This window comes from Pseudomonas sp. Marseille-Q0931 (genome assembly GCF_940789645.1).
Classification (GTDB): Bacteria; Pseudomonadota; Gammaproteobacteria; order Pseudomonadales; family Pseudomonadaceae; genus Aquipseudomonas.
Genome location: NZ_CALNWT010000003.1, coordinates 393,594 through 417,541 on the forward strand (window position 1 = coordinate 393,594; position 23,948 = coordinate 417,541).

Here is a 23,948-nt window from a genome sequence, read left to right on the forward strand (position 1 = left end):
CGTCACAGCGAGCCCATCATGCCGAAACACCAGCTACGCCCGCAGGGAGACTTTCCCACTGCCGGGCTGATTCGTCGCCTGGCGGCCCTCTTCTACGACTTTTTGCTCTGCGTGGCGCTGATCATGGTGGTCACCCTGATCTACCAACAGGGCATCCTGCGCCTGATTCATGGTGGCGATGCACTGATGGCGATGGCCGAAGCCGGCGCCCTGGACAACGACCCGCTTCTCGCCAGCCTGGTACTGCTGTCGCTGTTCGCCTTCTTCGCCAAGTTCTGGACGCATAACGGCCAGACGCTGGGCATGCAGGCCTGGGGATTGCGCATTCAGAACGCCGACGGTAGCGCCATTGACCTATGGCAGGCCTTGCTGCGTTTCGTGGTCGCCATCGGTTCCTGGCTGTTCGCCGGCCTGGGTTTTCTCTGGCTGCTGTGGGACAAGCAGGGCCGCACCTGGCACGACATCTATTCGGACAGCCGCGTGGTTCAGCTACCCAAGAACATTCACAAGAAGTAGCCCGAGCAGATACGAAAAAGCCGGTTCACTGAACCGGCTTTTTCATGCCCACAAGCGACTCAGCCGGCGCGGCGTAGCAGCCAGAGACCGGCCAGCGCGCAGATGCCAGCCGGCACCAGCACCGCCAGTAGCGGCGAGAAGCCGAACACCAGGCTCGACGGCCCCAGCAGGTCCTGAGCGATACGGAAGATGAAGCCGACCAGCACGCCGGTGAAGACGCGCTGCCCCAGCGTCACCGAACGCAGCGGGCCGAAGATGAAGGAAATCGCCATCAGCACCAGAGCGCCAGTCACCAGCGGCTGCAGTACCTTGGTCCAGAACGCCAGCCAGTAACGGGCATTGTTCAGCCCCTGCTCGCCCAGGTAGTGGATGTACTGCCACAGCCCGGTCACCGAGAGCGACTCGGGCTCCATCACCACGGTGCCAAGCAGCTCCGGGTTGAGTTCGATGTCCCAGCGCTCTTCGCGCTGATTGACCACCTCGGAACGGTCTTCATGCAGCAGCGTGGTCTGCACGTTGCTCAGCATCCAGTGGTTGTCACGGTACTCGGCACGGCGAGCGAAGCTGGCCGAAAGCAGGCGACGCTCGCCGTCGAAGCGGTAGCGCGTAACCCCGAGCAGAACACCGCCTGGTTGCACGGCGTTGATGTGCACGTATTCCTGGCCCTGACGATGCCACATACCGCGCTTGGAGCTCTGCGCCGCACCACCACCCTGCGCCAGCGCACGGTCGGCCTGGGCCTGGTTCTCGGTCAGCGGCGCAACGTACTCGCCGATCAGAATGCCGGCGAGCATCAGTACCAGCATGGGCTTCATCACCGCCCAGACGATACGCCCGATGGACACGCCAGCAGCGCGCATGATGGTCAGCTCGCTGTTGCTGGCCAGGGTGCCGAGACCGATCAGGCAGCCGATCAGCGCCGCCATCGGCAACATCTCGTAGGCCCGGCGCGGCGCGGTCAGCAATACGTACCAGAGCGCCTGACCGAGGCCGTAATCGCCCTTGTTAAGGTCGCCCAGCTCATCGATGAAGGCGAACAGCAACGCCAGGCCGAGGATGACGCCCAGTACCGCCAGAATGGCGAAGAAAACCTGAGCGCCGATGTAGCGATCCAGCTTAGCCATGAGCCACCTCCGACGCCGGCGCACGGCGGCTGGCCCACCACAAACTCAGACGTTCCCAGTACAACAACGCCAAGCCGATGGCGAGGAAGATGCCATGCACCCACCACAGGCCCAGGGCCGCAGGCAGCCGGCCCTTGTCCAGCGCGCCACGCGCGGCGATTAGCAGGCCCAGATACGCCATATAAAGGAAGATTGCCGGCAACAGCTTGAGGAAGCGGCCCTGACGCGGGTTGACCTTCGACAGCGGCACGGCCAGCAAGGTGACGATGAACACCAGCAGGGGCAACGACAGGCGCCATTGCAGCTCGGCCTGCATGCGCGGGTCGCTGCTGCCGAGCAGCTCACGAGTCGGCGTCGCCTCACGTTCGCTGGCTTCGATGGCGACCTCCGGCTTGGGCAGCAGCACGCCGTAAGTGTCGTACTGGATGGCGCGGTAATCCGCCTCGCCCGGCTCACCGTCATAGCGGTAGCCATTTTCCAGAATCAGATAGCGGCTACCGTCGTCCTGGATTTCCTGGCGCCCGCTCTCGGCCACCAGCACAGTGATGCCACGCTCGGAACGGCCATCGGTGGAGAAGCGCTTCTCCGACATGAACACGCCACGCAGCTCGCTGCGATCGGCCGACAGCTCCTGCGAATAGGTCACTCGCGAGCCATCACGCAGCGACTGGAAGCGCCCCGGCACCAGAGTATCGAGTTCGGTCAGGGCATCCTGCTCGTTGAGGATGCGCGCCACGCTGGCCACGCCCTGCGGCGCCAGGCCCAGACTCAGCCAGCCAACCAGCAGCGCGACGATCAGCGCTGGCGCCATGCTGTAAGCGGTCAGGCGCTGCTGGCTGACGCCGGTGGCCGACAGCACGGTCATCTCGCTGTCCAGGTACAGACGGCCGTAGGCCAGCAGGAAACCGAGGAACAGCCCCAGCGGCAGGATCAGTTGCAGGAAGCCGGGAATCCGGTAGCCCATGATCAGAAACAGCACGCCCGGGTCGAGTACGCCCTGCGCCGCCTGGGCCAGATACTTGATGAAACGACCGCTCATGATGATCACCAGCAGTACGGCACTCACCGCACTGAGGGTCACCAGCACTTCGCGGGACAGATAACGGAAGACGATCAAACCGGACGCTCCAGGGTTGTCAGGCTCAGGCGCGAACGCTCAAACTAGCCGCACCTACTTGCCGGCCCACCGCAGGGTGGACCCTCGAAAAATGGCGGCCATTATCCGTCAAACCCGACTCTTTGTCTTGGGGACAGCTCACTATGGAATTCCTCGTCAAAAGTACCCGTGCGGAAACCCTGAAAACCGCGACCCTGGTGGTCGCCATCGGCGAAGGCCGCAAGCTTGGTGATGCCGCCAAGGCCGTCGACCAGGCCAGCAACGGCGCCCTCTCCGCCGTGCTCAAGCGTGGCGATATCGCCGGCAAGCCGGGCCAGACCCTGCTGCTGCACAGCCTGCCGGGACTCAAGGCCGAACGCGTGCTGCTGGTGGGCTGCGGCAAGGGCGATCTATCCGACCGCCAACTGCGCAAGTTGGTTGCAGGCGTGCATGGCGTGCTCAAGGGCCTGGGCGGCAGCGACGCGCTGCTCGCCCTTGGCGAGCTCAAGGTCAAGGGCCGTGATACTTACGGCAAGACCCGCCTGATCGTCGAGACCCTGGCCGACGGCACCTACCTGTTCGAGCAGTTCAAGAGCCAAAAGGCCGAGCCGCGCGCGCTCAAGAAGATCACCCTGGTCGTCGACAAGGCCGAACAGGCCGACGCCGAACGCGCCCTGCAGCATGCCCGCGCCATCGCCACCGGCGTCGCCTTCACCAAGGACTTGGGCAACCTGCCGCCGAACCTCTGCCACCCCAGCTACCTGGCCGAAGAGGCCAAGGCTCTGGGCAAGGTGCACAAGAACCTCAAGGTCGAAATCCTTGACGAGAAGAAGCTCAAGGAGCTCGGCGCCGGTGCCTTCCTCGCCGTGGCCCAGGGCAGCGAGCAGCCGCCGCGGATGATCGTCATGCACTATCAGGGCGGCAAGAAGGACGAGAAGCCCTTCGCCCTGGTCGGCAAGGGCATCACCTTCGACACCGGCGGTATCAGCATCAAACCTGCCGCCGGCATGGACGAGATGAAGTACGACATGTGCGGCGCCGCCAGCGTGTTCGGCACGCTCAAGGCCGTGCTCGAGCTGCAACTGCCGATCAACCTGGTGTGCCTGCTGGCCTGCGCCGAGAACATGCCCAGCGGCCGCGCTACTCGCCCTGGCGACATCGTCACCACCATGAGCGGGCAGACCGTGGAGATCCTCAACACCGACGCCGAGGGCCGTCTGGTGCTGTGCGATACGCTGACCTACGCCGAGCGCTTCAAGCCGCAGGCAGTGATCGACGTGGCCACCCTCACCGGTGCCTGCATCGTCGCCCTGGGCAGCAACGTCTCCGGCCTGATGGGCAACAACGACACGCTGATCAAGCAGATCCTCAAGGCCGGCGACACCGCCGACGACCGCGCCTGGCAGCTGCCGCTGCATGACGAATATCAGGAGCAGTTGGACAGCCCCTTCGCCGACATCGCCAACATCGGCGGGCCGAAGGCCGGCACCATCACCGCCGGCTGCTTCCTGTCGCGCTTCGCCAAGAACTTCCACTGGGCGCACCTGGACATTGCCGGCACCGCCTGGATCAGTGGCGGCAAGGACAAGGGCGGCACCGGTCGTCCGGTACCGATGCTGACCCAGTATCTGCTGGACCGCGCCAAGGCCTGACGCCGCAGCCCGGCCACGCCTGTGTAGGAGCGGCTTCAGCCGCGATAATTCGCGAGTTATCGCGGATAAATCCGCTCCTACACAATGCACTTCACCGCCATTCGCTTTTTATCGTCGAAGCCCCTGATGCCCAGAATCGAGTTCTACGTTCTATCCTCCAGCGACGCCGCGGGCCGTCTGCGCGCCGCCTGCCAGTTGGCGCTCAAGGCCTGGGGCGCTGGCCTGCCGGTGTTCGTCCGAGGTAGCGACGAGGCGCAATGCGCTGAACTCAACGAGCTGCTGTGGAGTTTCAAGGCCGAGCGCTTCGTACCCCACGACCTGCATCAGGACGCGCCGCTGTCGCCCGTGGTACTGGGTATCGATGAAGTGCCGAGTGCCGACCAAGGCGTGCTGATCAACCTCGGCAGCAGCCTGTCGCCGCACGTCGAGCGCTTTTCCCGCATCATCGAGATCGTCAACCAGCAACCCGAATTGCTCAGCGCCTGTCGCGAGAATTTCCGCACCTACCGCCAGCGCGGGTATGATCCGCAGCGCGTCGAACTTTAGTGGCCGTCGGCGCTCACAATTCAGGCTACTTCTGCCCTTTTAGCCCGCCGCACCGACCGCCATGGACACGCCCAAGCCTCCGCAAAAACCTGCTCAACTGCTGCACGACCTGGAGTCGATTCGCGAGCTGCTGGGTGACGACAGATCCGAGCCACCGCTGCTGATCGACTCACTCGATCCGGACAGCATCCCGGTGCTGTCCGATATCGTCAGCGCGCCGCCCGGCCCACCGCCGCCCTTCCACGCCGCGCCGGCGCCCAAGCCGAGCGCGCCGGCGCCAGCATCTGCCGAGCCTCCGCCCGCGAGCCCATTGCGTGAACGCATCGAGCCGCGCCTGCACGACAGCGCCCGCGAGTTGCAGCACCTCAATGGCGAGCTGCGCGCAGCCGCGCAACTGATCCTGCAGGACGTGATCGACGACTTCGTGCCGCAGATCGAGGCCGAACTCAAACGTCGCCTGGAAGCCCGACTGCCGCGCCTGTTGCCGCCGCGCAAACCCTGACACGTCTCAACCCAGGCGGCGCGCCCTGCCCCCAGCGCCGCGCCACTGCCCTCTGACGCGCAGCCCTTACGCCACAAGGCCCATCCCCGTTATACTTGTCGGCTTTTCCGATCAGCCGTCACAAGGGTCCCGCCGCGCATGGACAAGACCTACCAGCCGCACGCCATCGAATCCAACTGGTACCAGACCTGGGAGCAGAACGACTACTTCGCCCCGCAAGGTCATGGTGAGCCGTATACCATCATGATCCCGCCGCCGAACGTCACCGGCAGCCTGCACATGGGTCACGGCTTCAACAACGCGATCATGGATGCGCTGATCCGCTTCCGCCGCATGCAGGGCCGCAACACCCTGTGGCAGCCGGGCACCGACCACGCCGGCATCGCCACGCAAATGGTGGTGGAGCGCCAGCTGGCAGCGCAGGGTATCGGTCGTCACGACCTGGGCCGCGAGAAATTCCTGGAGAAAGTCTGGGAATGGAAGAACCAGTCCGGCGGCACCATCACCCGCCAGATCCGTCGCCTCGGCTCCTCTGTGGACTGGTCGCGCGAGCGCTTCACCATGGACGACGGCCTGTCCGGGGCGGTGAAGGAAGCCTTCGTCCGTCTGCATGAAGACGGCCTGATCTACCGCGGCAAGCGCCTGGTAAACTGGGACACCAAGTTCCACACCGCCATCTCCGACCTGGAGGTGGAAAACCACGACGAGAAAGGCTCGCTGTGGAACCTGCGTTATCCGCTGGCCGACGGCAAGAAAACCGCCGAAGGCAACGACTACCTGATCGTCGCCACCACCCGCCCGGAAACCATGCTCGGCGACAGCGCCGTGGCCGTGCATCCGGAAGACGAGCGCTACAAGGCGCTGATCGGCAGCTACGTCGAACTGCCGCTGCTGGGCCGCCGCATCCCGATCATCGCCGACGATTACTGCGATCCCGAGTTCGGCACCGGTTGCGTGAAGATCACCCCGGCGCACGACTTCAACGACTACGAAGTTGGCAAGCGCCACAACCTGCCGCTGATCAACATCTTCGACAAGAATGCCGCCGTGCTGGCCAGCGCCCAGGTGTTCAACCTCGACGGCAGCGTCAACGAGCAGATCGAGGCCAACATCCCCGAGCAGTTCGCCGGCCTGGATCGTTTCGAGGCGCGCAAGCAGATCGTCGCTGCGTTCGACACTGCCGGCCTGCTGGAGAAGATCGAGGATCACGCGCTGAAAGTGCCGAAGGGCGACCGCTCCGGCACCGTGATCGAGCCGTGGCTGACCGACCAGTGGTACGTTTCCACCAAGCCGCTGGCGGAAAAAGCCATCGCTGTGGTCGAGAGCGGCGAAATCCAATTCGTGCCCAAGCAGTACGAGAACATGTACTTCAGCTGGATGCGCGACATCCAGGACTGGTGCATCAGCCGTCAGCTGTGGTGGGGCCACCGCATCCCGGCCTGGTACGACGAATCCGGCAACGTCTACGTCGGCCGTGACGAAGCGGAAGTACGCGCCAAGCACAATCTCGGTGATGCCGCCCTGCGCCAGGACGAAGACGTGCTGGACACCTGGTTCAGCTCCGGCCTGTGGACTTTCTCCACCCTCGGCTGGCCGCAGCAGACCGACTTCCTCAAGACTTTCCACCCGACCGACGTGCTGGTCACCGGCTTCGACATCATCTTCTTCTGGGTCGCGCGGATGATCATGCTGTCGACTCACCTGACCGGGCAGATTCCGTTCAAGACCGTCTACGTGCACGGCCTGGTACGCGACGGCCAGGGGCAGAAGATGTCTAAGTCCAAGGGCAACGTGCTCGACCCGCTGGATATCGTCGACGGCATCACCCTCGACGAACTGCTGGAAAAACGCACCAGCGGCATGATGCAGCCCAAGCTGGCCGAGAAGATCGCCAAGCAGACCAAGGCGGAGTTCCCCGAAGGCATCGCCAGCTATGGCACCGATGCCCTGCGCTTCACCTTCTGCTCGCTGGCCACCACCGGCCGCGACGTGAAGTTCGACATGGGCCGCGTCGAGGGCTATCGCAACTTCTGCAACAAGCTGTGGAACGCCGCCAACTTCGTCATCGAGAACACCGATGGCCAGGACACCGGCATTAACGGTGAAGAGGTTGAGCTGTCCTCGGTGGACCGCTGGATCATCAGCCAGCTGCAACGCACCGAAGCCGAAGTCACCCGCCAGCTCGATGCCTTCCGCTTCGACCTGGCCACCCAGGCGCTCTACGAGTTCGTCTGGGACCAGTACTGCGCCTGGTACCTGGAGCTGGTCAAGCCGTTGCTGTGGGACGAGAACGCGCCCATCGAGCGCCAGCGCGGCACCCGCCGCACCCTGGTGCGCGTGCTGGAGGTGATTCTGCGCCTGGCTCACCCGTTCATGCCCTTCATCACCGAAGAAATCTGGCAGCGCATCAAGGGCCAGGCCGGCGTGCAGGGCGAGACCCTGATGCTGCAGCCGTGGCCGGTGGCCAATGAAAGCCGCATCGACGCCGCCGCCGAAGGGGACATCGAGTGGGTCAAGCAATTGATGCTCGGCGTACGCCAGATTCGTGGCGAGATGAAAATCTCCATGGCCAAGCGCATCGACATCATCGTTGCCAACGCCAGTGCCGAAGATCAACGCCGCCTGGCCGACTTCGAGCCGCTGCTGAACAAGCTGGCCAAGCTGGAATCGGTACGTGTGCTGGCTGCCGGTGAAGAAGCGCCAATGTCCGCCACCACCCTGGTCGGCGAGATGGAAGTGCTGGTGCCGATGGCCGGGCTGATCGACAAGGACGCCGAACTGGCGCGCCTGGACAAGGAAATCGCCCGCCTCGACGGTGAGGTCAAACGCGTCGGCGGTAAGCTCGCCAACGAAGGCTTCGTCGCCAAGGCGCCCGCCGAAGTGCTGGAAAAGGAACGCGCCAAACTGGCCGAGGCCGAGCAGGCCCTGGCCAAGATGGTCGAGCAGCGCGGCAAGATCGCTGCACTCTGATCCTCCCGCGACACCCACAGGCCCGCGCCCTAACCGGCGCGGGTTTGTTTTTTGTGGGAGGGGCTTCAGTCGCGAGCTTCAACCGCAAAGTCGCGGCTGAAGCCCCCCACGGTTCATCTGATTTTCCGGTACCCCCAATGACACCCCGCTCCCCTTCCCTGCTCGACGCGCTGCTGCCGATTGGCGTGCTCGTCGTGCTCCTCAGCCTGTCCGTCTACTTGTTCGGTGATGGCTCCTCCAGCGGCCCGAACCAGATCGCCCTGATGAGCGCGGCCTTCGTCGCAGGCCTGGTCGGACTGAAGAACGGCCTGCGCTGGGCCGAGATCGAAGAAGGCATACTCGCTGGTATTCATATGGCGATGAAGGCCAACCTGATTCTGCTGGCGGTCGGCGCACTGATCGGTACCTGGATTCTCGCCGGTACCGTGCCGACCATGATCTGGCTGGGCCTGAAGCTGATCAGCGCCGAGTACTTCTACCTCACCAGTTGCCTGATCTGCGCGCTCACCGCGCTGTCGATCGGCAGCTCGTGGACGGTGGCCGGCACTCTCGGCATCGGTCTGATGGGCGTGGCAGCAGGCCTGGGGCTGGACCCGGCGATCACCGCCGGCGCGATCATTTCCGGCGCCTACTTCGGCGACAAGCTGTCGCCACTATCGGACACCACCAACCTGGCGCCGGCCGCTGCCGGCGCCGACCTGTTCGCGCATATCCGCAACATGCTGCGCACCACCGTGCCGGCGCTGCTGATCGCCTTGGTGATCTTCTTCACCCTCGGCCAGCAGGCCAGCGCCAACCATGACACCGGGCGCATCGCCGAGGTGTTGAGAGCCCTGGAAGCACAGTTCCGCCTGGGCTGGCACCTGCTGCTGCCAGTGGCCTTCCTGTTGCTGCTCGCGGTGCGCCAGTGGGCCGCCTTCCCGGCGGTGTTTCTTGCCGCCCTGCTCGGTGCAGTGTTCGCCGTGGTGTTCCAGCCTGAAGTGATGGCGCGCCTGAGCGACCCTGCCGCCGGTGCACTGGCCCCACTGAAAACCGTATGGAGCGCGCTGTTCGCCGGCTACGAGTCGGCCAGCGGCAACGCCGAACTCGATGGTCTGCTATCCAAGGGCGGCATGGGCAGCATGCTCACCACCGTGTGGCTGATCATCTGCGCCATGTGCTTCGGCGGCGTGCTGGAGCGCCTCGGCCTGCTGCAACGCCTGTTGCAGAGCGCGCTGCGCCTGGTTCGCAGCGACAGCGGCCTGGTCGTCAGCACCATCACCACCACCATCGGCACCAACATCATCACCGCCGATCAGTACATCGCCCTGGTGCTGCCGGGCCGTATGTACCGCGCCGAGTATGAGAAGCGCGGCCTGCCGGCTACCAGCCTGTCCCGCGCCCTAGAAGACGGCGGCACCCTGACCTCGGTGCTGGTGCCCTGGAACACCTGCGGCGCCTACATGGCCGCCACCCTCGGCGTGGCCACCCTGAGCTACCTGCCGTACTGCTTCTTCAACCTGATCATGCCGGTGCTGGCCATCGCCCTCGCCTACCTGCTGCCACCACGCAGCAGCGCTGCCGCACAGTAGCCGTACCGCTGCGCGCGAGCGGCATGGATCGCCCTCGCTGCGCAGCTGCGGCATTAAGTCGTTTCCTTTTACAAGGTATTTCAGGCATCTTCCCCCCGCCTACCGACCTCCAATACCTCCAAAAGAAAACAGGCGGACCCCTTCATGTATGCGTTGATGGCCCTCGTATTCGTCCTCGGTTACCTCTGCATCGCCCTCGAACACCCGTTAAAGATCGACAAGGCAGCCTCCGCCCTGCTCACCGCCGTGATCGCCTGGACACTGCTGGTGCTCGGCGCCGACAGCATCCTGCCGCTGCTCGGTACCGGCACTGCCGGGGCCAGCACCAACACCCATCATGTGGTCGAAGAGCTGCGCCATCATCTCGGCGAGATTTCCGAGATTCTGTTCTTCCTCATGGGCGCGATGACCATCGTCGAGCTGATCGACGCCCATGAAGGTTTCAAGGTCATCACCGACCGCATCCGCACTCACAAGCGCGTGCACCTGCTGTGGCTGGTGGGGCTGATCACCTTCTTCCTCTCCGCCGCGCTGGACAACCTGGCCACTACCATCGTGATGATCTCGCTACTGCGCAAGCTGATCGCCGACCGCCACGAGCGCTGGTTCTACGCCGGCATCGTGGTCGTCGCCGCCAACGCCGGCGGCGCCTGGTCGCCAATTGGCGACGTCACCACCACCATGCTGTGGATCGGTAATCAGGTCACCGCCACCGGTATCATCATCGAGCTGTTCCTGCCCAGTCTGGTCTGCCTGCTGGTGCCGCTGCTGGTCATGAGCTTCCGCCTCAAAGGCGACGTGGCCGAGCCGCGCATCAAGGAAAGCGCCGAGAGCCGCCGCGACCCGACCACGCCCTTCGAACGCAACCTGGTGTTCGGCCTCGGTCTGGGTGCGCTGATCTTCGTGCCGGTATTCAAGACCCTCACCCATCTGCCGCCGTACATGGGCATCCTTTTCGGCCTCAGCCTGCTGTGGATCACCACCGAGATCATCCACCGCAGCAAGAACAGCGAAGAGAAGGACCCGCTGTCGGTGGTCGGCGTGCTGCGCCGTATCGACATCACCAGCGTGCTGTTCTTCCTCGGCATCCTGCTGGCGGTCTCGGCGCTGTCCAGCGCCGGCCACCTGATCCAGGTGGCGACGCTGCTCAAGGACAGCCTGGGCAACGTTTACAGCATCGCCATTTCCATCGGACTGCTGTCGGCCGTGGTGGACAACGTGCCGATGGTCGCCGGCGCCATGAAGATGTACCCGCTGATCAGCCCCGAAACCCTGGCCACCGCTGCCGCGGAAGAACTGCCCTGGCTGCGCAACTTCGTGGTCGACGGCAACTTCTGGGAAATGCTCGCCTACTGCGCCGGCACCGGTGGCAGCTGCCTGATCATCGGTTCGGCCGCCGGTGTGGCAGCCATGGGTATGGAGAAGATCAACTTCATCTGGTATCTGAAGAAGATCACCGGCCTGGCCCTTCTCGGCTACCTGGCCGGTGCCGGCACCTACATACTGCTGTTCGCCGCCTGACCCGCGGCGGCGCCCGGACACGAACAGGAAGTCACCATGCAGACGAGCAAGACCCGCACCAGTTTCTACCGTCGCCTCTACGTGGCCTGGCTGATCGACAGCGGCCAGGCCGTCAGCGTGCCCGCGTTGATGGAGGCCACCGGCATGCCGCGGCGCACCGCGCAGGACACCCTCGCGGCGCTGGCCGAACTGGATATCGACTGCCAGTTCGCGCAGAACCAGGGCGAGCGCAACAATGCCGGTCATTACCGGATTCAAGACTGGGGGCCGATCGACAAGCGCTGGATCGCCGCCAACCTGCAACAGATCAAGGCGACGCTGGGTTATCCCTGAGATAATCGCGCCTTTACTTCAGGGCGCTTCTAAAAACGTAGGCGAGGCAGTCAGCACAAGGCGCAACGACCAGCGGGAGTAACAGCCGAAGGCTGGCCCGAAGAGCGAGCGCCAGCGAGTCAAGCAAGCGAAAAACGGTCGGAGTCGCGCTCGACTTTACGAGCTGTAAATGAGCATTTTGATCGGACTCGCGCACGAGCTTGTTTTTAACGCAGTGATGACAACGCAGGTAGTTTTTAGAGGCGCCCTTCATGGGATATGCGATGAATCCGGACCTGCTCTGGGTGCTCGGCCTGCTGGCCGGCGCCGTCACCCTCTTCATCATCGGCAAGCCGCGCATGGACGTGGTCGCCCTGCTGGTGCTGGTCGCCCTGCCGCTGACCGGTGTGCTCGACCTGCAGCAGACCCTGGCCGGTTTCAGCGATTCCAACGTCATCCTCATCGCCGCGCTGTTCATCATCGGCGATGGCCTGGTGCGCACGGGTATCGCCTACCGCCTGGGCGACTGGTTGGTGGCCAAAGCTGGCAGCAGCGAGACGCGCCTGCTGATTCTGCTGATGCTGGCAGTAGCAGGGCTGGGTTCGGTGATGAGTTCCACCGGCGTGGTGGCGATCTTCATTCCGGTGGTGCTCGGCGTCGCCGCACGCCTGCGCATCGCCCCGGGCCGGCTGATGATGCCATTGGCCTTCGCCGGGCTGATCAGCGGCATGCTCACGCTGGTCGCCACGCCGCCGAACCTGGTGGTACACGCCGAACTGCGCCGCGCCGGCCTGGATGGCTTCGACTTCTTCACCTTCACCCCCATCGGCTTGGCCGTGCTGGTGCTCGGTGTCGGCTACATGCTGGTCGCCCGGCGCTGGCTGGTGCGCAATGACGCCGACGGCAACGCCGAGCCGCCGCGCCTGACCCTGGCCGACCTCGCCGAGCGCTATCGCCTGAGCGAGCGTGAGCGGCGCCTGCAGGTACGCGCCGACTCGCCCCTGGCCAGGCAGATTCTCAACGAGCTGCAGCTGCGCCGTGATCACGGCATCAACGTCATCGCCATCGAGCGTCGCCAGCGCCTGCGCACCCTGTTGCTGATGGCCAGTGGCAATACCCTACTGGAGCCGGGCGACGTGCTGCTGGTGGATATCGCCAGCCCCACCATCGGCCTGCTCGGCAGCTACCAGGCGCTGGGCCTGGAGCCCATGCCGCTGCCGCATTCCTATTTCAGCCTGCACGCCCATGAACTGGGCCTGGCCGAAGTGGCACTGCCGCCGGAGTCGCAACTCCCCGGCAAGACCATCCAGGAACTGGGCTTCCGCTCGCGGCACAAGCTCAACGTGGTCGGCCTGCGCCGCCAGGGGCAGGCGCTGGAAGGCGTGCTGGTGGATGAGAAACTCAAAGCCTCCGACACCCTGCTGGTAGCCGGCGCCTGGCGCGATATACACCGTTTGCAGGGGCTGAACCGCGACTTTCTGGTGCTCAGCCTGCCGGCGGAAGTAGCCGAGGTGGCACCTGCCGCGCGCAAGGCGCCCTACGCGCTGCTCAGCCTGGCGGTGATGGTGGGCCTGATGGTCAGCGGCCTGGTGCCCAATGTGCAGGCCGCGCTGATCGCCTGCCTGTTGATGGGCGCGTTTCGCTGCATCGACCTGGACAGCGCCTACCGCGCGATTCACTGGCCAACGCTGATCCTCATCGTCGGCATGCTGCCCTTCGCCCAGGCGCTGCAGCAGACCGGCGGCGTCGAACTGGCCGTGCAGGGCCTGGTGGGTGGCCTGGGCGGTGCGGGACCGCACCTGATCCTGGCCAGCCTGTTCGCGCTGACCGCGGTGATCGGCCTGTTCATCTCCAACACCGCCACGGCGGTGCTGATGGCCCCGGTGGCCATCGCCACTGCGCAGGCGCTAGGGGCCTCGCCGCTGCCCTTCGCCATGACCGTGGCGCTGGCGGCGTCGGCAGCGTTCATGACGCCGATCTCCTCGCCGGTGAACACCCTGGTGCTCGGCCCCGGCCAGTACCGCTTCGGCGACTTCGTGCGTATCGGCGTACCCTTCACCCTGCTGGTGATGATCGTCAGCGTACTGCTGGTGCCGCTGATCTTTCCGTTGTAGCCCAAGACGCTGAGGAAAACACCCGCCCCCTGTGGGAGCGGCCTTGGCCGCGAAGCTTGGCTGTCGCATCCATTCGCGGACAAGTCCGCTCCCACACCGCGCCAGGCTGTGGGAAAATCCGCACCCGACTCGCCAGACCATCGCCATGCCCCAGCCGCCGAAACGCCCACGCAAACCCGCCCCCGCCGCCGTGAAAACCGCGCCAGCCAAGGGCGAGCTGCATCCGCGCAATCGCCATCAGGGGCGCTACGACTTCCCTGCATTGATCAAGGCAAGCCCCGAGCTGGGCCAGTTCGTCATTACCAACCCATACGGCAAGCCGAGCATCGACTTCGCCAACCCGGCGGCGGTCAAGGTGTTCAACCGCGCGCTGCTGGCGCAGTACTACGGTATTCGCCACTGGGACATTCCCGATGGCTACCTGTGCCCACCGATTCCCGGCCGTGCCGACTATCTGCACAACCTCGCCGATCTGCTGGCCAGCGAGCAGGGCGGGCAGATACCGCGGGGTGCCGACATCCGCGCGCTGGATATCGGCGTCGGTGCCAACTGCATCTACCCACTGATCGGCCATTGCGAATACGGCTGGCGTTTCGTCGGCGCCGATATCGCCCCGGCCGCGCTGGCCTCGGCGCGCGCCATCGTCGCGGCCAACCCGCAACTGGCCGGCGGCGTCGAGTTGCGTCAGCAGGCCAATGCCGAACATATCTTCCTCGGACTGCTGCAAGCCGATGAACGCTTCGACCTGACCCTGTGCAACCCGCCCTTCCACTCCAGTGCCGACGAGGCGACCCGCGGCAGCACGCGCAAGTGGCGCAACCTCGGCAAGCTCGACCCCAGGCGCAAGCTGCCGGTGCTCAACTTCGGCGGCCAGGCGGCCGAGCTGTGGTGCCCAGGTGGCGAGGCCGCCTTCCTCAAGCGCATGGCCAGCGAAAGCGCGCAGGTAGCCGCGCAGGTGTTGTGGTTCAGCAGCCTGGTGTCCAAAGGCAGCAACGTCGAGCTGCTGCAGGGTTGGCTGGCCAGGGCCGGCGCGGCCGAGGTGCGCATCCTCGGCATGTCCCAGGGACAAAAGCAGAGCCGCCTGGTGGCCTGGACCTTCAAGGGTGCCGAGCAGCGCAGTGCCTGGCGACAGGCAGGCGCCTGAAACGCCCACAGTGCGCGTAGACCGGATGCAATCCGGGAACGCTCTGCAAGCGCCAATGGCGAACTGTTCACCTACGCGCCTGAGTCCGCCCTACAGCGTTGTTCTGTAGGAGCGGCTTCAGCCGCGAAATGCCTCGCCCAGAAACCAGCCGCAAACTGTGGGAGGGGCTTTAGCCGCGACAAACCATCGTCGCTAAAGCGCCTCCCACGACAGTTGACCTCGTAGCCCGGATGCAATCCGGGGCCTGCCGCTCGAGATCCTCGAATTGCATTCAGGCTGCGGTTCCGTAGAAGCGACTTCAGCCGTGAAATGCCCCGCCCAGAAACCCGCCGCAAACCGTGGGAGGGGCTTTAGCCGCGACAAACCATCGCCGCTAAAGCGCCTCTCACGACAGTTGACCCTCGTAGCCCGGATGCAATCCGGGGCCAGCCGCCCGAGATTTCCGGCTTGCATCCGGGCTACGGTTCCGTAGGAGCGGCTTCAGCCGCGAAATGCCGCGCCCGCTCAGCGAATAAAACCCTTGCTGACCTCACGAAACACTTCCGTGCCCGCCTGCTCCAGCCATTCGAAGGCGACCATCTCACGCGAGACGATTACAGCGCCGGCACGCTCCATGCGCGCCAGGCCCAGGGCCTTGTCGCGCGGCCGGCGCGAGCCGACGGCCTCGTCCACCACGAACACCTCGCGCCCGGCCGCCAGCAGGCCGAGTACCGTCTGCAACACACAGACATGGGTTTCCGTGCCACAAACGATGAACTGCCGACGCTCGCCGCCCGGCAGATCGAACAGCCCGGCGCCCCTGGTCGCCGAGAAATGAATCTTCTCGCGCAACCCCTCGCTCGGCAGCAGCGCCCGCAGGCCCGCCTCGGTCATCCCCAGCCCCTTGGGATACTGCTCGGTGGTGATCACCGGCACCTGCAGGCGCTGCGCCACCTGAACCAGCCAGGCGGCCTGCTCGACCACCGCCGCGCCGCCGTCGATGGCCGGCAGCAGCCGCTCCTGCAGGTCGATCACCAGTAGGGTGGAATCCTTCGCTCGCATCAGCATCGCTATGCTCCTTCCTTCACCGCAAAACGCGCATCGAGCCGGCTGTAACCGAGGCCGACGCCCTTGTGTACCCGCAACTGCACGGGAATGCGCTCCTTCATCGCCTCGACATGACTGATCACGCCGATGGTCTTGCCGCTGGCGTTGAGGTTGTCCAGGGCATCGAGCGCCACTTCCAGGGTTTCGCCATCCAGGGTGCCGAAGCCTTCGTCGAGAAACAGTGAGTCGATGCTGGTCTTGTGGCTGACCAAGTCCGACAGCGCCAGGGCCAGCGCCAGGCTGACCAGGAAGCTCTCGCCCCCTGACAGCGTGCGGCAGTCGCGGGCCACATCAGCCTGCCAGGTATCGCAGACCTCCAGCTCCAGCTCGCCGCTGCTCTTGCGCGCCAGCTGGTAGCGACCGTGCAGGCGCGTCAGTTGGCGGTTGGCCAGGTGGATCAGGTGATCGAGGGTCAGGCCCTGGGCGAACTTGCGGAACTTGGCGCCATCGGCCGAACCGATCAAACCGTTGAGTTGCTGCCACAGCGCATGTTCGCGCTCCTGCGTGGCGATCTCGGCGAACAGCGCCTGCTGGCTGCTGCGCCGCGCATCGTCAGCCTGCAACTGGGCGCGCAGCTCGCCCTGGCGTTGACTCAGCTCGCGCAAGGCCCGCTGCAGCGCCTGTAGCTGCTCGTCCAGCTCGGCCAAGGTCAGCTCGGTCTGCGCAGCAGCACTCAACTGCTGCCATTGCGCATCGGCGGCGGCCAGCAGCGTCGTCGCCTCGGTGAGAGCCTGCTGCAGACGCGCCTGCAAGGCGGTCAGACGCTCGCGTTCGTCATCGTCCAGCAGTGCAGCAAGAAATGCCGGCAAATCGGCAAAGGGGCTGGCCACCAGCGCCTGCTGCCAGCGCTGCTCGGTATCGCTCAGGCGCTGCTGCAGTTGCTGCAGCAAGGCGTGTTGGCTCTGCTCCCGGCCTCGCAAGGCATCGCTTTCACGCTGCGCGCTGGCCAGGCTGTCGATAGCACCTTGCAGGGCCTGCTCGGGCTGCGCCACTGGTTCGGGTTCGCTCAGCGCCTGCGCCTGTTCGCCCTGCCAACGCTGCTGCCAGTGCTCGGCCTGGGCCTCGGCGTCAGCGAGCAAACGCTGCGTCTCGCGCTGTTGTTCGTGCAGTTGCTGATCCTCCGCCTGAGCCTGTTGCCAGTCGCGCCAGGCGGTTGCCTGCTCGGCCAGCCAGGCATCAGCGTCCGCCGGAAACTGCCGGGCGAACCCTTCGAGGCTGGCTAACAGTGCCTGCTCATGGCGCTGCAGCTCCTGCTCCAGGCTCAGCAGACGTTCATCCTGCTCACGCTGGCGCGCCAACAGATTGTCCTCATCGCGCGCCAGCAGCTCCCGGCGCTGCTGGATATCGGCCAAGGCGCGCTCAGCTACTTCACGCGCATTGCGCGCCTGCGCCAGCTGTGCCTGCCAGTTCTCGACAGCAGCGAGCCGCTCCTGCAACTGCGCCAGGCTCTGTTCGTGTTCCCGCTGTAGCTGACGCAGCGCGTTGCCATCGGCGATCTGCAAGGCCTGTTCGGCCAGGTGCTGCTGCCACTGCGCCTCCTGCTGACTGGCCAGTTGTTGGGCCTGCTCCAGTTGCTGCTGCAACTGGGCGATTTGCGTGGCCAGGCGGGTCAGCTCGTCACGCAGGGTGCCGCCCTGGTTCTCCAGCTGCGCCAGCTCGCCGCGGCACTGCTCCAGCGCCTGGCGCGTGGCGGAAACGTTGAGCGCCTGATACTGGCTGACCGCCGGATGCTCGTGCGAGCCGCACAGCGGGCAGGCTTCACCCGCCTGCAACTGGGCACGATAGGCTTCCAGATCCTGAATGCGCTGCTCCTGCTCCAGCAGTTTTTCCTTGTCGATGACCTGCTGCTTGAGCCCCTTGTAGCGCTCACGCAGGCCGGTGATTTCATCGTTCTTGGCGGCGTGCTTCGTTTGTAACTGCGCCAGGCGCGAGGCCAGCTCGGTGAGCTGTTCGGCCGTTTGCTCGCGGCTCTGCGCCAGCTGCTCGAGGCGGTCCAGCGCCCGGCCCTGCACTTGCAACTGCTGCCAGCGCTGACGCATCCCGGCCTCATCACCCTCGCCGAGCAACGCCTGCAACTCGCTCTGCTGCCTGGCTTCGAAGCCCCTGGCCTGCTCCAGGCGTGTCGCTGCGTCCTGTTGTTGCGTGCTGAGCTGAGTACGTTGGTGTTGCAGACTGTCGAGCTGCTCACGCTCCTGCGCCAGGCGCGCCTGCAGCGCAAGCCGTTCCTTGAGCAGTTGCCCACGCTGATCGAATTGCGCACGCCAGCCCCCCAGCAACTCGCCCAGTCGCGCTCGCTGCGGGGTGGCGCTCAGGCGCGCTTGCAGCTCTTCGCGCTGTTCGGCCAGTTGCTGCTGTTCACGCTGGCGAAGGTTCAGGCATTGCCGGGCGTAGCGGCTGGCCAGCCAGAGTTGCTGGTGTTCGCGCTCGCTGCTGTGGCGTTGTTGCGCCTGCAGATCGTCCAGCGCCTGTTGCGCGCGCTGGCGATCCTCCTGCACCTGCCGCCAGCTCTGATACAGCGGCTGCAAGCGAACGGCCGGTTCACTGGCGACCAGGCGCTGCAAATCGTCGGCCGCCTCGTTGCGTGCCTGCTGCGCCTGCCCCAGCGCCAGGCGCGCCTGCTCGCGTTGCTGCTCGGCCTGTTGCAGGGCCTCACGCCAGCGGCGCTGACCTTGCAGGGTTTGCTGCCGCGCCAGCAGAGGCGCCTCTCCCTGACTCAGGCGCTGATGCTCGGCCTGCAGTTCGGCGCGCTGCGTCTCGTCCAGCAGCTCCATGCCCTGGGCGCGGCTTTTCAGCAGATTGAGCGCCTGCTCCGAAGCCTTGGTACGTTCGTAGACCTGCTGCGAGATCTGCCCGTACACCTCAGTGCCGGTCAGTTCCTCCAGCAACTCGGCGCGCTGGTTGGCGTTGGCCTCGAGGAAGGCCGCAAAGCCACCCTGGGCCAACAGCATGGACTTGGTGAAACGCTCGAAATCCAGACCGGTCAGCTCGGCGGTAAGGTGTTCCTTCTCGCGAATCTTGTCGGTCAGGATTTCGCCATCGGCAATGCGCGCCAGTTCGACCTTCGGCGCCTGCAGCGCGCCATCGACCTTGTCCCGCGCGCGACGCTGGCTCCAGAAAGCGCGATAGCCCTGCCCTTTCACCTCAAACTCGACCTCGGCCAGGCAGTCGGCGGTGTGCCGGGTCATCAGCTCGTTGCCGCTGGCCGACAGCGTGCTCATACGCGGTGTGCGGTGGTACAAGGCCAGGCAGATGGCATCGAGCAGTGTGGTCTTGCCCGCGCCGGTCGGCCCGGTGATCGCGAACAGGCCGCTACCGGCGAAAGGCTCGGCGGCGAAGTCGATCTTCCATTCGCCCTTGAGCGAGTTGAGGTTCTTGAGGCGCAGGCTGAGGATTTTCATGCACAGGTCGTAAGCCGATGAAGGCGTTCATTCTGGCATTGTCCTCAGCCGCGTGCAGGCTCAATCGCGGCAGTAGCCCTCGCCGCTGCGCACGGTCAGGCAGTTCTGCTTATCCAGCAGCCACTTCATGCCGGTGGCCTCACCGTCGGTGGCGGTGATGGTTTCGACTTCTCCATCGCGCACGAAAACGATCTTCCCTCCCTGCGCACGGCCGACGAAGCGCCGCGGACCATCGAGATTGGCGATGGTCAGACGGTAATCGGCAGGCGTGCCGCTGATATCCAGATAAGTGCCTTCCGGCCCGTTCCAGCGGCCCTGCCATTGTTCGGTCAGCCTGGCGTCCTGCTCGCTGGAGTTTTTCGCACAGCCAGTGAGCAAGAGGGAAACGGCAGCAGTCGCGAGAAGAAAATGCGCAGGTCTTTGCATGAGGCTCTCCACAGCAATGGGGGTAGTCGCTTTCGACCAGAGCGGCTCATGGCCGGTTCAGGCCTGTACTCAAAGGACCTCGATACGGTCGCGGCCATTGGCCTTGGCCCGGTACATGGCCTGATCCGCGCGTTCCATCAGGCTGTCGAGGCTTTCGCCGGGATGGTATTCGGCAATGCCGAAGCTTGCGCTGTTGCGCTCAACGCGGTCGAACGAAAAGCCGTTGATACGCTTCTGCAGCGCCTGCACGGCCCGCATCGCATGCTCTGCACCGGTCTCGGGGAGGACGATGAGAAATTCTTCGCCGCCGAGTCGGCCGACTTTATCCACGACCCGCACACCGTCGCGCAGCAATCCGGCGAATTGACGCAGCACGCTGTCTCCGATCGCATGACCGTGTGTGTCGTTGACCGTCTTGAAGTGGTCGATATCGATCAGCACCACCGAGAATGGCGTGCCGTAGCGGTTGGCCCGTGCAGCTTCTTCGACGAGAAAGTGCAGGGTACGCGCGCGATTCCACAACCCGGTCAGGCTGTCGATGCTGGCGCTCAGGACCAAGCTGTCCTGATGCAGGAACATGCGTTTGTATGCCTTTTCCAGCAGAAATGCGCTGAGCAGGCCGAAGGAGAACGAGGCGAGAATCCAGATCAGGTGCAGGCGCTGCATGCCCGGCTGCAGCGAATCACCGAGAGTGACGAGGAGAATCACCAGCACCGACGCCGAGGCCGTTGCGCTGGCCTGACGCAGGGTGAGCCCGGAAACGGCGAAGGTCCACATCAGGTTGAGGTAGATCTCCGGTGCGTAATGGACGAACAGCGGTGTGCCGTAATTGAAATAGAGATTGGCTGCCGCCGTACACACGGGCGCCACCATGAGAATGGCGAACATGGTGCGCTGGCGGTTCGGCTGAAAACTCAACAACCCAACTGCCAGCAGCGCTCCGGGCACCATCAGCCCGTGAACGATGAAACGAGCCCATACCTGCTCGCTCGCCACGTTCTGCTCGATGGCGGCATAGATCAGGTACAGCGCCATCGTCAGGAATGCGACGTAGCGAATCTGCGGAATCTTCGCCTGCAGATACCAGCTGACGAACGCCTGCCGAGTCGTCTCGGGCGCCCCGTGCAGGGGGTTCAGCGCACGTATCAAGGAATTCAACAACGGCACCTTTGCACCTCAGCCAAATGGCCATCATCCACAGCATAGAACGCCTGCAGCGGAATAGACCACAAGACGACGCCTGAGGGCTGCGGGGAAGGAGGAGCGCAGGTGGGCCGAATCCCCCCCGGCAACTGGAACGGTCAACCCAATTGGTCACAACAAAGCGGCTTCGGCACTGGCCAGACAGGGCAAAACTGGGAAGAAGCGCGGTTCACCGCTGTGAATGAGCGTTCGACTTCCTGCTCAGACCGGGTTTTACGGTTTGATGACGATACGCCCAAGCGGCTTCTCCTTCTCGGCATAATCATGGGCTGCGGCAGCCTCCGATAACTTAAACGTTCGGTCAATGACGCTGCGAAGACTGCCCTTAGCAATGGCCTTCAACATGTCGTCAACATTCGAACGTACGGAGGGTCTCTCGAAAAGGGTTCCCATGAACACGCCCAGGAGTGTCTGGTTGGCCTGCATCGGTGGCCACAGGTCAGCTGTCAGGTTGCCGCCCCCCGCATTACCGACAAAGACAAGACGGCCCTCATGCGCGAGACAGGAAAGGGAGGCCTGCAGAGTCTTTCCAACCGGATCGATAGCGAGGTCGACGCCTGCGCCTTCTGTGAATTTATGAACTGCTTCCACCACGTCACAGTTAGCGCGGTCTATTACGTGGTCAGCGCCGAGTTCGACCAAGCGATTTTTGCGCTGTGCCCCGCTTGCTACAGCAATTACAGTCGCGCCCGATTGTGCTGCAAGCTGAAGAGCAGCAACCCCTCCTCCGCCGGCAGCCGCCTGGATGAGAACAGTCTCCCCACGTGTAAGTGCGCCTCGCGTGAAAAGACAGTGGTAAGCGGTTCCAAATGAGATTGGTATAACTGCAGCACCCGAGGCATCTAGCTCATCGGGTATGCACCACGTTCGCGACTCCGGCACAGACCAGAGTTCCGCATGCGAACCCTGCATATCGAACGCGACGACCCTATCCCCGACCTTGCGGTTTCTGACCTCCGTCCCGATCTCGATCACGGTTCCGGATGCCGCATAACCGACTACCCAAGATGGATGGGGCGGCGGTGTAGAGCGACGGTTGATCAGGTCACCACCCTCGAGCGAAATGGCCTCAACGGAAATCAGCACTTCACTTGGACCAATAGCGGGTCTTGGAAGATCGATGTATCTCAAAACACTAGGGGCGCCGGGTGTATCGTAGGCTGCTGCTTTCACAATTTATCTGCTCCTTGTCCGAATCAAGCTGTGGATGAGTGCGCTCAACCTGCTACGACTGAAGCAACTTCTCGGCACCAAGTCGGCCTCAAGATCCGTTCCAGCTAGCGTATTCCCGTAGCGAAACGACACTGATTCAGAACGTCGATTTATCGACGTTGTTCCATCGGTTTCAGATAAGTGAACCTACGTGGGGAACTGCTAGCTCGTGGTTTTGGACCAGCTTCCCGCGCCGCGTTCAAGCGGCGGTTTGATCGAAGTAGATTCGCCAGGGTGCCCAATGTCTATCTTGCGCTTGGCGTTGATAGGCGGACGTACCTGGGGCTGGAGCGTGTCGGCATAGGCATGCGCTAGCGAACAAAGCGCACCAGAGCATCTAAGCCCGCGGCAGCGCTTCCAGCACCTGCCGATACAGCCCCTGCAGGCGTTGGGCATCGTCTTCTTCGAACGCCTCCTGCTGCAGCCGACGGGCGAAAACGTCCTCCACGCTCAGCTCGTCCAACGTCTCCCGCGAGTCACTGGCCAAGCTGGCTGCCGCATTGCCACGCTCACGGCGGATGCGCAGTACGTCCACTGGCAGCCCTTCGCAGAGAGCGTTGATGCGGCTTTGCAGATCGCTCAGGTAATCGTCGCTGCTGACCTGCACCTCCAGCCAGACCGGGCGCTCGGGTGTGCCCTGTTCAGCGGCCGCAGCGATGGCACCGGCCAGCTCCTTGAGCGAACCGCGCAGGCTGGCCATGGGCTGGAATACCGGTACGGGCAATGGCGTGATCGATTGTAGCTCCCCCTCGCCGAAGTCCAGCAGCAGCACTTCCTTCTGCTGGCGCGCCTCGTCGAAGGACAGGGCAATCGGCGAGCCGCTGTAGCGGATGTGCTCCAGGCCGCCGACCTTTTGCGGGCGGTGGATATGACCAAGGGCGATGTAGTCGGCCGGTGGGAAAGCGCTGGTGGGGAATGCCTCCAGGCTGCCGACGTAGATTTCGCGCACCGATTCGCTGGCGCTGGCGCCCACGGTGGTGAGGTGGCCGGTGGCGATGATCGGCAGCGCCGGAGCAAACGCCTCGCGCCTGCTCAGCGCCAGCTGGTACAAGGCCTGGTAATGCTCGGCGATGGCCTGCTGCAGCGACTGTTGCTTGTCCTGCGCGCTCTGCCCGGCCTGGCTGGCCATGACATCTCGCGGGCGAATGAAGGGGATGGCGCAGAGGATCGCGCCCGGCTGGCCCGTGCGATCAAGCAGCACCAGCACCTGTTCACCCGGATCGACACCCACGCCCGGCACCACGCGGGTGCCCAGTTGCGCCAGCAGGCTGCGGCTTTCGCCGAGCATGGCTGGCGAGTCGTGGTTGCCGCCGAGCACCACCAGCGCGCAGCCGGCATCGCGCAGGTCGACGACCAGACGGTAGTACTGTTCACGGGCGTAGCTGGGCGGCGCGCCGGTGTCGAACACATCGCCGGCGATCAGCAGCACGTCCACTTCATGCGCGTGTACCTGCTCCAGCAACCAGGCACAAAAGGCCTGGTGCTCGGCCTGACGGGTCTTGCCCATGAAGTGCTGGCCCAGATGCCAGTCGGAGGTGTGCAGGATGCGCATGCG

At 64.4% G+C, this 23,948-nt stretch carries 18 protein-coding genes; 10 read left to right on the top strand and 8 right to left on the bottom strand.

The window, feature by feature from the left end:
- The first annotated feature begins 18 nt into the window (after window positions 1–18).
- Entirely contained in the window at window positions 19–516 is a 498-nt protein-coding gene (locus P3C50_RS10795) for an RDD family protein (RefSeq protein ID WP_197858396.1), read from the top strand.
- 59 nt (window positions 517–575) lie between these two features.
- Here the strand turns inward: P3C50_RS10795 and lptG are convergent, their stop codons facing one another.
- Both lptG and lptF read right to left on the bottom strand, forming a co-directional pair.
- Entirely contained in the window at window positions 576–1,640 is a 1,065-nt protein-coding gene (lptG, locus tag P3C50_RS10800; protein WP_197858394.1) for an LPS export ABC transporter permease LptG, read from the bottom strand.
- Window positions 1,633–2,757, bottom strand: coding sequence for an LPS export ABC transporter permease LptF (gene lptF / locus P3C50_RS10805; RefSeq protein ID WP_275545995.1), 1,125 nt, complete (start codon window positions 2,755–2,757; stop codon window positions 1,633–1,635). The genes lptG and lptF overlap by 8 nt, the downstream gene beginning before the upstream one ends.
- A gap of 143 nt (window positions 2,758–2,900) precedes the next feature.
- On the opposite strand from lptF, the gene P3C50_RS10810 reads away from it, so the two are divergent.
- From P3C50_RS10810 to rlmF, 9 genes are all read left to right on the top strand, one after another.
- Complete coding sequence (locus tag P3C50_RS10810) at window positions 2,901–4,388, top strand: leucyl aminopeptidase (RefSeq protein ID WP_275545996.1); 1,488 nt, start codon at window positions 2,901–2,903, stop codon at window positions 4,386–4,388.
- A 126-nt stretch (window positions 4,389–4,514) separates the two neighbouring features.
- Complete coding sequence (locus P3C50_RS10815) at window positions 4,515–4,934, top strand: DNA polymerase III subunit chi (RefSeq protein WP_275545997.1); 420 nt, start codon at window positions 4,515–4,517, stop codon at window positions 4,932–4,934.
- A gap of 61 nt (window positions 4,935–4,995) precedes the next feature.
- Window positions 4,996–5,436 carry a DNA polymerase III subunit chi gene (locus tag P3C50_RS10820; protein ID WP_275545998.1) on the top strand — a complete coding sequence of 147 codons (441 nt, stop codon included), beginning with the start codon at window positions 4,996–4,998 and terminating at the stop codon, window positions 5,434–5,436.
- A 138-nt stretch (window positions 5,437–5,574) separates the two neighbouring features.
- On the top strand, window positions 5,575–8,406 hold the full coding sequence (locus P3C50_RS10825; RefSeq protein WP_275545999.1) for a valine--tRNA ligase: 2,832 nt from the start codon (window positions 5,575–5,577) through the stop codon (window positions 8,404–8,406).
- A 137-nt stretch (window positions 8,407–8,543) separates the two neighbouring features.
- A complete protein-coding gene (gene nhaC / locus P3C50_RS10830) occupies window positions 8,544–9,977 on the top strand; it encodes a Na+/H+ antiporter NhaC (protein WP_275546000.1) in 1,434 nt (477 codons plus the stop codon).
- Between the two features lie 144 nt (window positions 9,978–10,121).
- The gene (gene nhaD / locus P3C50_RS10835) at window positions 10,122–11,498 is read left to right on the top strand and encodes a sodium:proton antiporter NhaD (RefSeq protein WP_275546001.1); all 1,377 of its coding nucleotides are present in this window, start codon (window positions 10,122–10,124) and stop codon (window positions 11,496–11,498) included.
- A 36-nt stretch (window positions 11,499–11,534) separates the two neighbouring features.
- A complete protein-coding gene (locus P3C50_RS10840) occupies window positions 11,535–11,831 on the top strand; it encodes a winged helix-turn-helix domain-containing protein (RefSeq protein WP_275546002.1) in 297 nt (98 codons plus the stop codon).
- Between the two features lie 263 nt (window positions 11,832–12,094).
- Window positions 12,095–13,924 (top strand): SLC13 family permease, encoded by a 1,830-nt coding sequence (locus P3C50_RS10845; RefSeq protein ID WP_275546058.1) that lies wholly within the window; start codon window positions 12,095–12,097, stop codon window positions 13,922–13,924.
- 145 nt (window positions 13,925–14,069) lie between these two features.
- Window positions 14,070–15,068 carry a 23S rRNA (adenine(1618)-N(6))-methyltransferase RlmF gene (gene rlmF, locus P3C50_RS10850; RefSeq protein ID WP_275546003.1) on the top strand — a complete coding sequence of 333 codons (999 nt, stop codon included), beginning with the start codon at window positions 14,070–14,072 and terminating at the stop codon, window positions 15,066–15,068.
- A 504-nt stretch (window positions 15,069–15,572) separates the two neighbouring features.
- Here the strand turns inward: rlmF and P3C50_RS10855 are convergent.
- From P3C50_RS10855 to sbcD, 6 genes are all read right to left on the bottom strand, one after another.
- On the bottom strand, window positions 15,573–16,115 hold the full coding sequence (locus P3C50_RS10855; protein WP_275546004.1) for an isochorismatase family protein: 543 nt from the start codon (window positions 16,113–16,115) through the stop codon (window positions 15,573–15,575).
- Between the two features lie 2 nt (window positions 16,116–16,117).
- The gene (locus tag P3C50_RS10860; RefSeq protein WP_275546005.1) at window positions 16,118–19,552 is read right to left on the bottom strand and encodes an AAA family ATPase; all 3,435 of its coding nucleotides are present in this window, start codon (window positions 19,550–19,552) and stop codon (window positions 16,118–16,120) included.
- 60 nt (window positions 19,553–19,612) lie between these two features.
- The gene (locus tag P3C50_RS10865; protein WP_275546006.1) at window positions 19,613–19,978 is read right to left on the bottom strand and encodes a hypothetical protein; all 366 of its coding nucleotides are present in this window, start codon (window positions 19,976–19,978) and stop codon (window positions 19,613–19,615) included.
- A 69-nt stretch (window positions 19,979–20,047) separates the two neighbouring features.
- Window positions 20,048–21,145, bottom strand: coding sequence for a sensor domain-containing diguanylate cyclase (locus P3C50_RS10870; protein ID WP_275546007.1), 1,098 nt, complete (start codon window positions 21,143–21,145; stop codon window positions 20,048–20,050).
- 249 nt (window positions 21,146–21,394) lie between these two features.
- Entirely contained in the window at window positions 21,395–22,354 is a 960-nt protein-coding gene (locus tag P3C50_RS10875; RefSeq protein ID WP_275546008.1) for a quinone oxidoreductase family protein, read from the bottom strand.
- Window positions 22,355–22,730: 376 nt separating this feature from the next.
- On the bottom strand, window positions 22,731–23,945 hold the full coding sequence (gene sbcD, locus P3C50_RS10880) for an exonuclease subunit SbcD (RefSeq protein ID WP_275546009.1): 1,215 nt from the start codon (window positions 23,943–23,945) through the stop codon (window positions 22,731–22,733).
- Window positions 23,946–23,948: the final 3 nt, after the last annotated feature.

Excerpts from the sequence above, each read along its gene's own strand:
- P3C50_RS10795 (WP_197858396.1), top strand. The coding sequence starts at position 19 with ATGCCGAAACACCAGCTACGCCCGCAGGGAGACTTTCCCACTGCCGGG.
- lptG (WP_197858394.1), bottom strand. The coding sequence starts at position 1,640 with ATGGCTAAGCTGGATCGCTACATCGGCGCTCAGGTTTTCTTCGCCATT.
- P3C50_RS10810 (WP_275545996.1), top strand. The coding sequence starts at position 2,901 with ATGGAATTCCTCGTCAAAAGTACCCGTGCGGAAACCCTGAAAACCGCG.
- P3C50_RS10815 (WP_275545997.1), top strand. The coding sequence starts at position 4,515 with ATGCCCAGAATCGAGTTCTACGTTCTATCCTCCAGCGACGCCGCGGGC.
- P3C50_RS10820 (WP_275545998.1), top strand. The coding sequence starts at position 4,996 with ATGGACACGCCCAAGCCTCCGCAAAAACCTGCTCAACTGCTGCACGAC.
- P3C50_RS10825 (WP_275545999.1), top strand. The coding sequence starts at position 5,575 with ATGGACAAGACCTACCAGCCGCACGCCATCGAATCCAACTGGTACCAG.
- nhaC (WP_275546000.1), top strand. The coding sequence starts at position 8,544 with ATGACACCCCGCTCCCCTTCCCTGCTCGACGCGCTGCTGCCGATTGGC.
- nhaD (WP_275546001.1), top strand. The coding sequence starts at position 10,122 with ATGTATGCGTTGATGGCCCTCGTATTCGTCCTCGGTTACCTCTGCATC.
- P3C50_RS10840 (WP_275546002.1), top strand. The coding sequence starts at position 11,535 with ATGCAGACGAGCAAGACCCGCACCAGTTTCTACCGTCGCCTCTACGTG.
- P3C50_RS10845 (WP_275546058.1), top strand. The coding sequence starts at position 12,095 with ATGAATCCGGACCTGCTCTGGGTGCTCGGCCTGCTGGCCGGCGCCGTC.
- rlmF (WP_275546003.1), top strand. The coding sequence starts at position 14,070 with ATGCCCCAGCCGCCGAAACGCCCACGCAAACCCGCCCCCGCCGCCGTG.
- P3C50_RS10855 (WP_275546004.1), bottom strand. The coding sequence starts at position 16,115 with ATGCTGATGCGAGCGAAGGATTCCACCCTACTGGTGATCGACCTGCAG.
- P3C50_RS10860 (WP_275546005.1), bottom strand. The coding sequence starts at position 19,552 with ATGAAAATCCTCAGCCTGCGCCTCAAGAACCTCAACTCGCTCAAGGGC.
- P3C50_RS10865 (WP_275546006.1), bottom strand. The coding sequence starts at position 19,978 with ATGCAAAGACCTGCGCATTTTCTTCTCGCGACTGCTGCCGTTTCCCTC.
- sbcD (WP_275546009.1), bottom strand. The coding sequence starts at position 23,945 with ATGCGCATCCTGCACACCTCCGACTGGCATCTGGGCCAGCACTTCATG.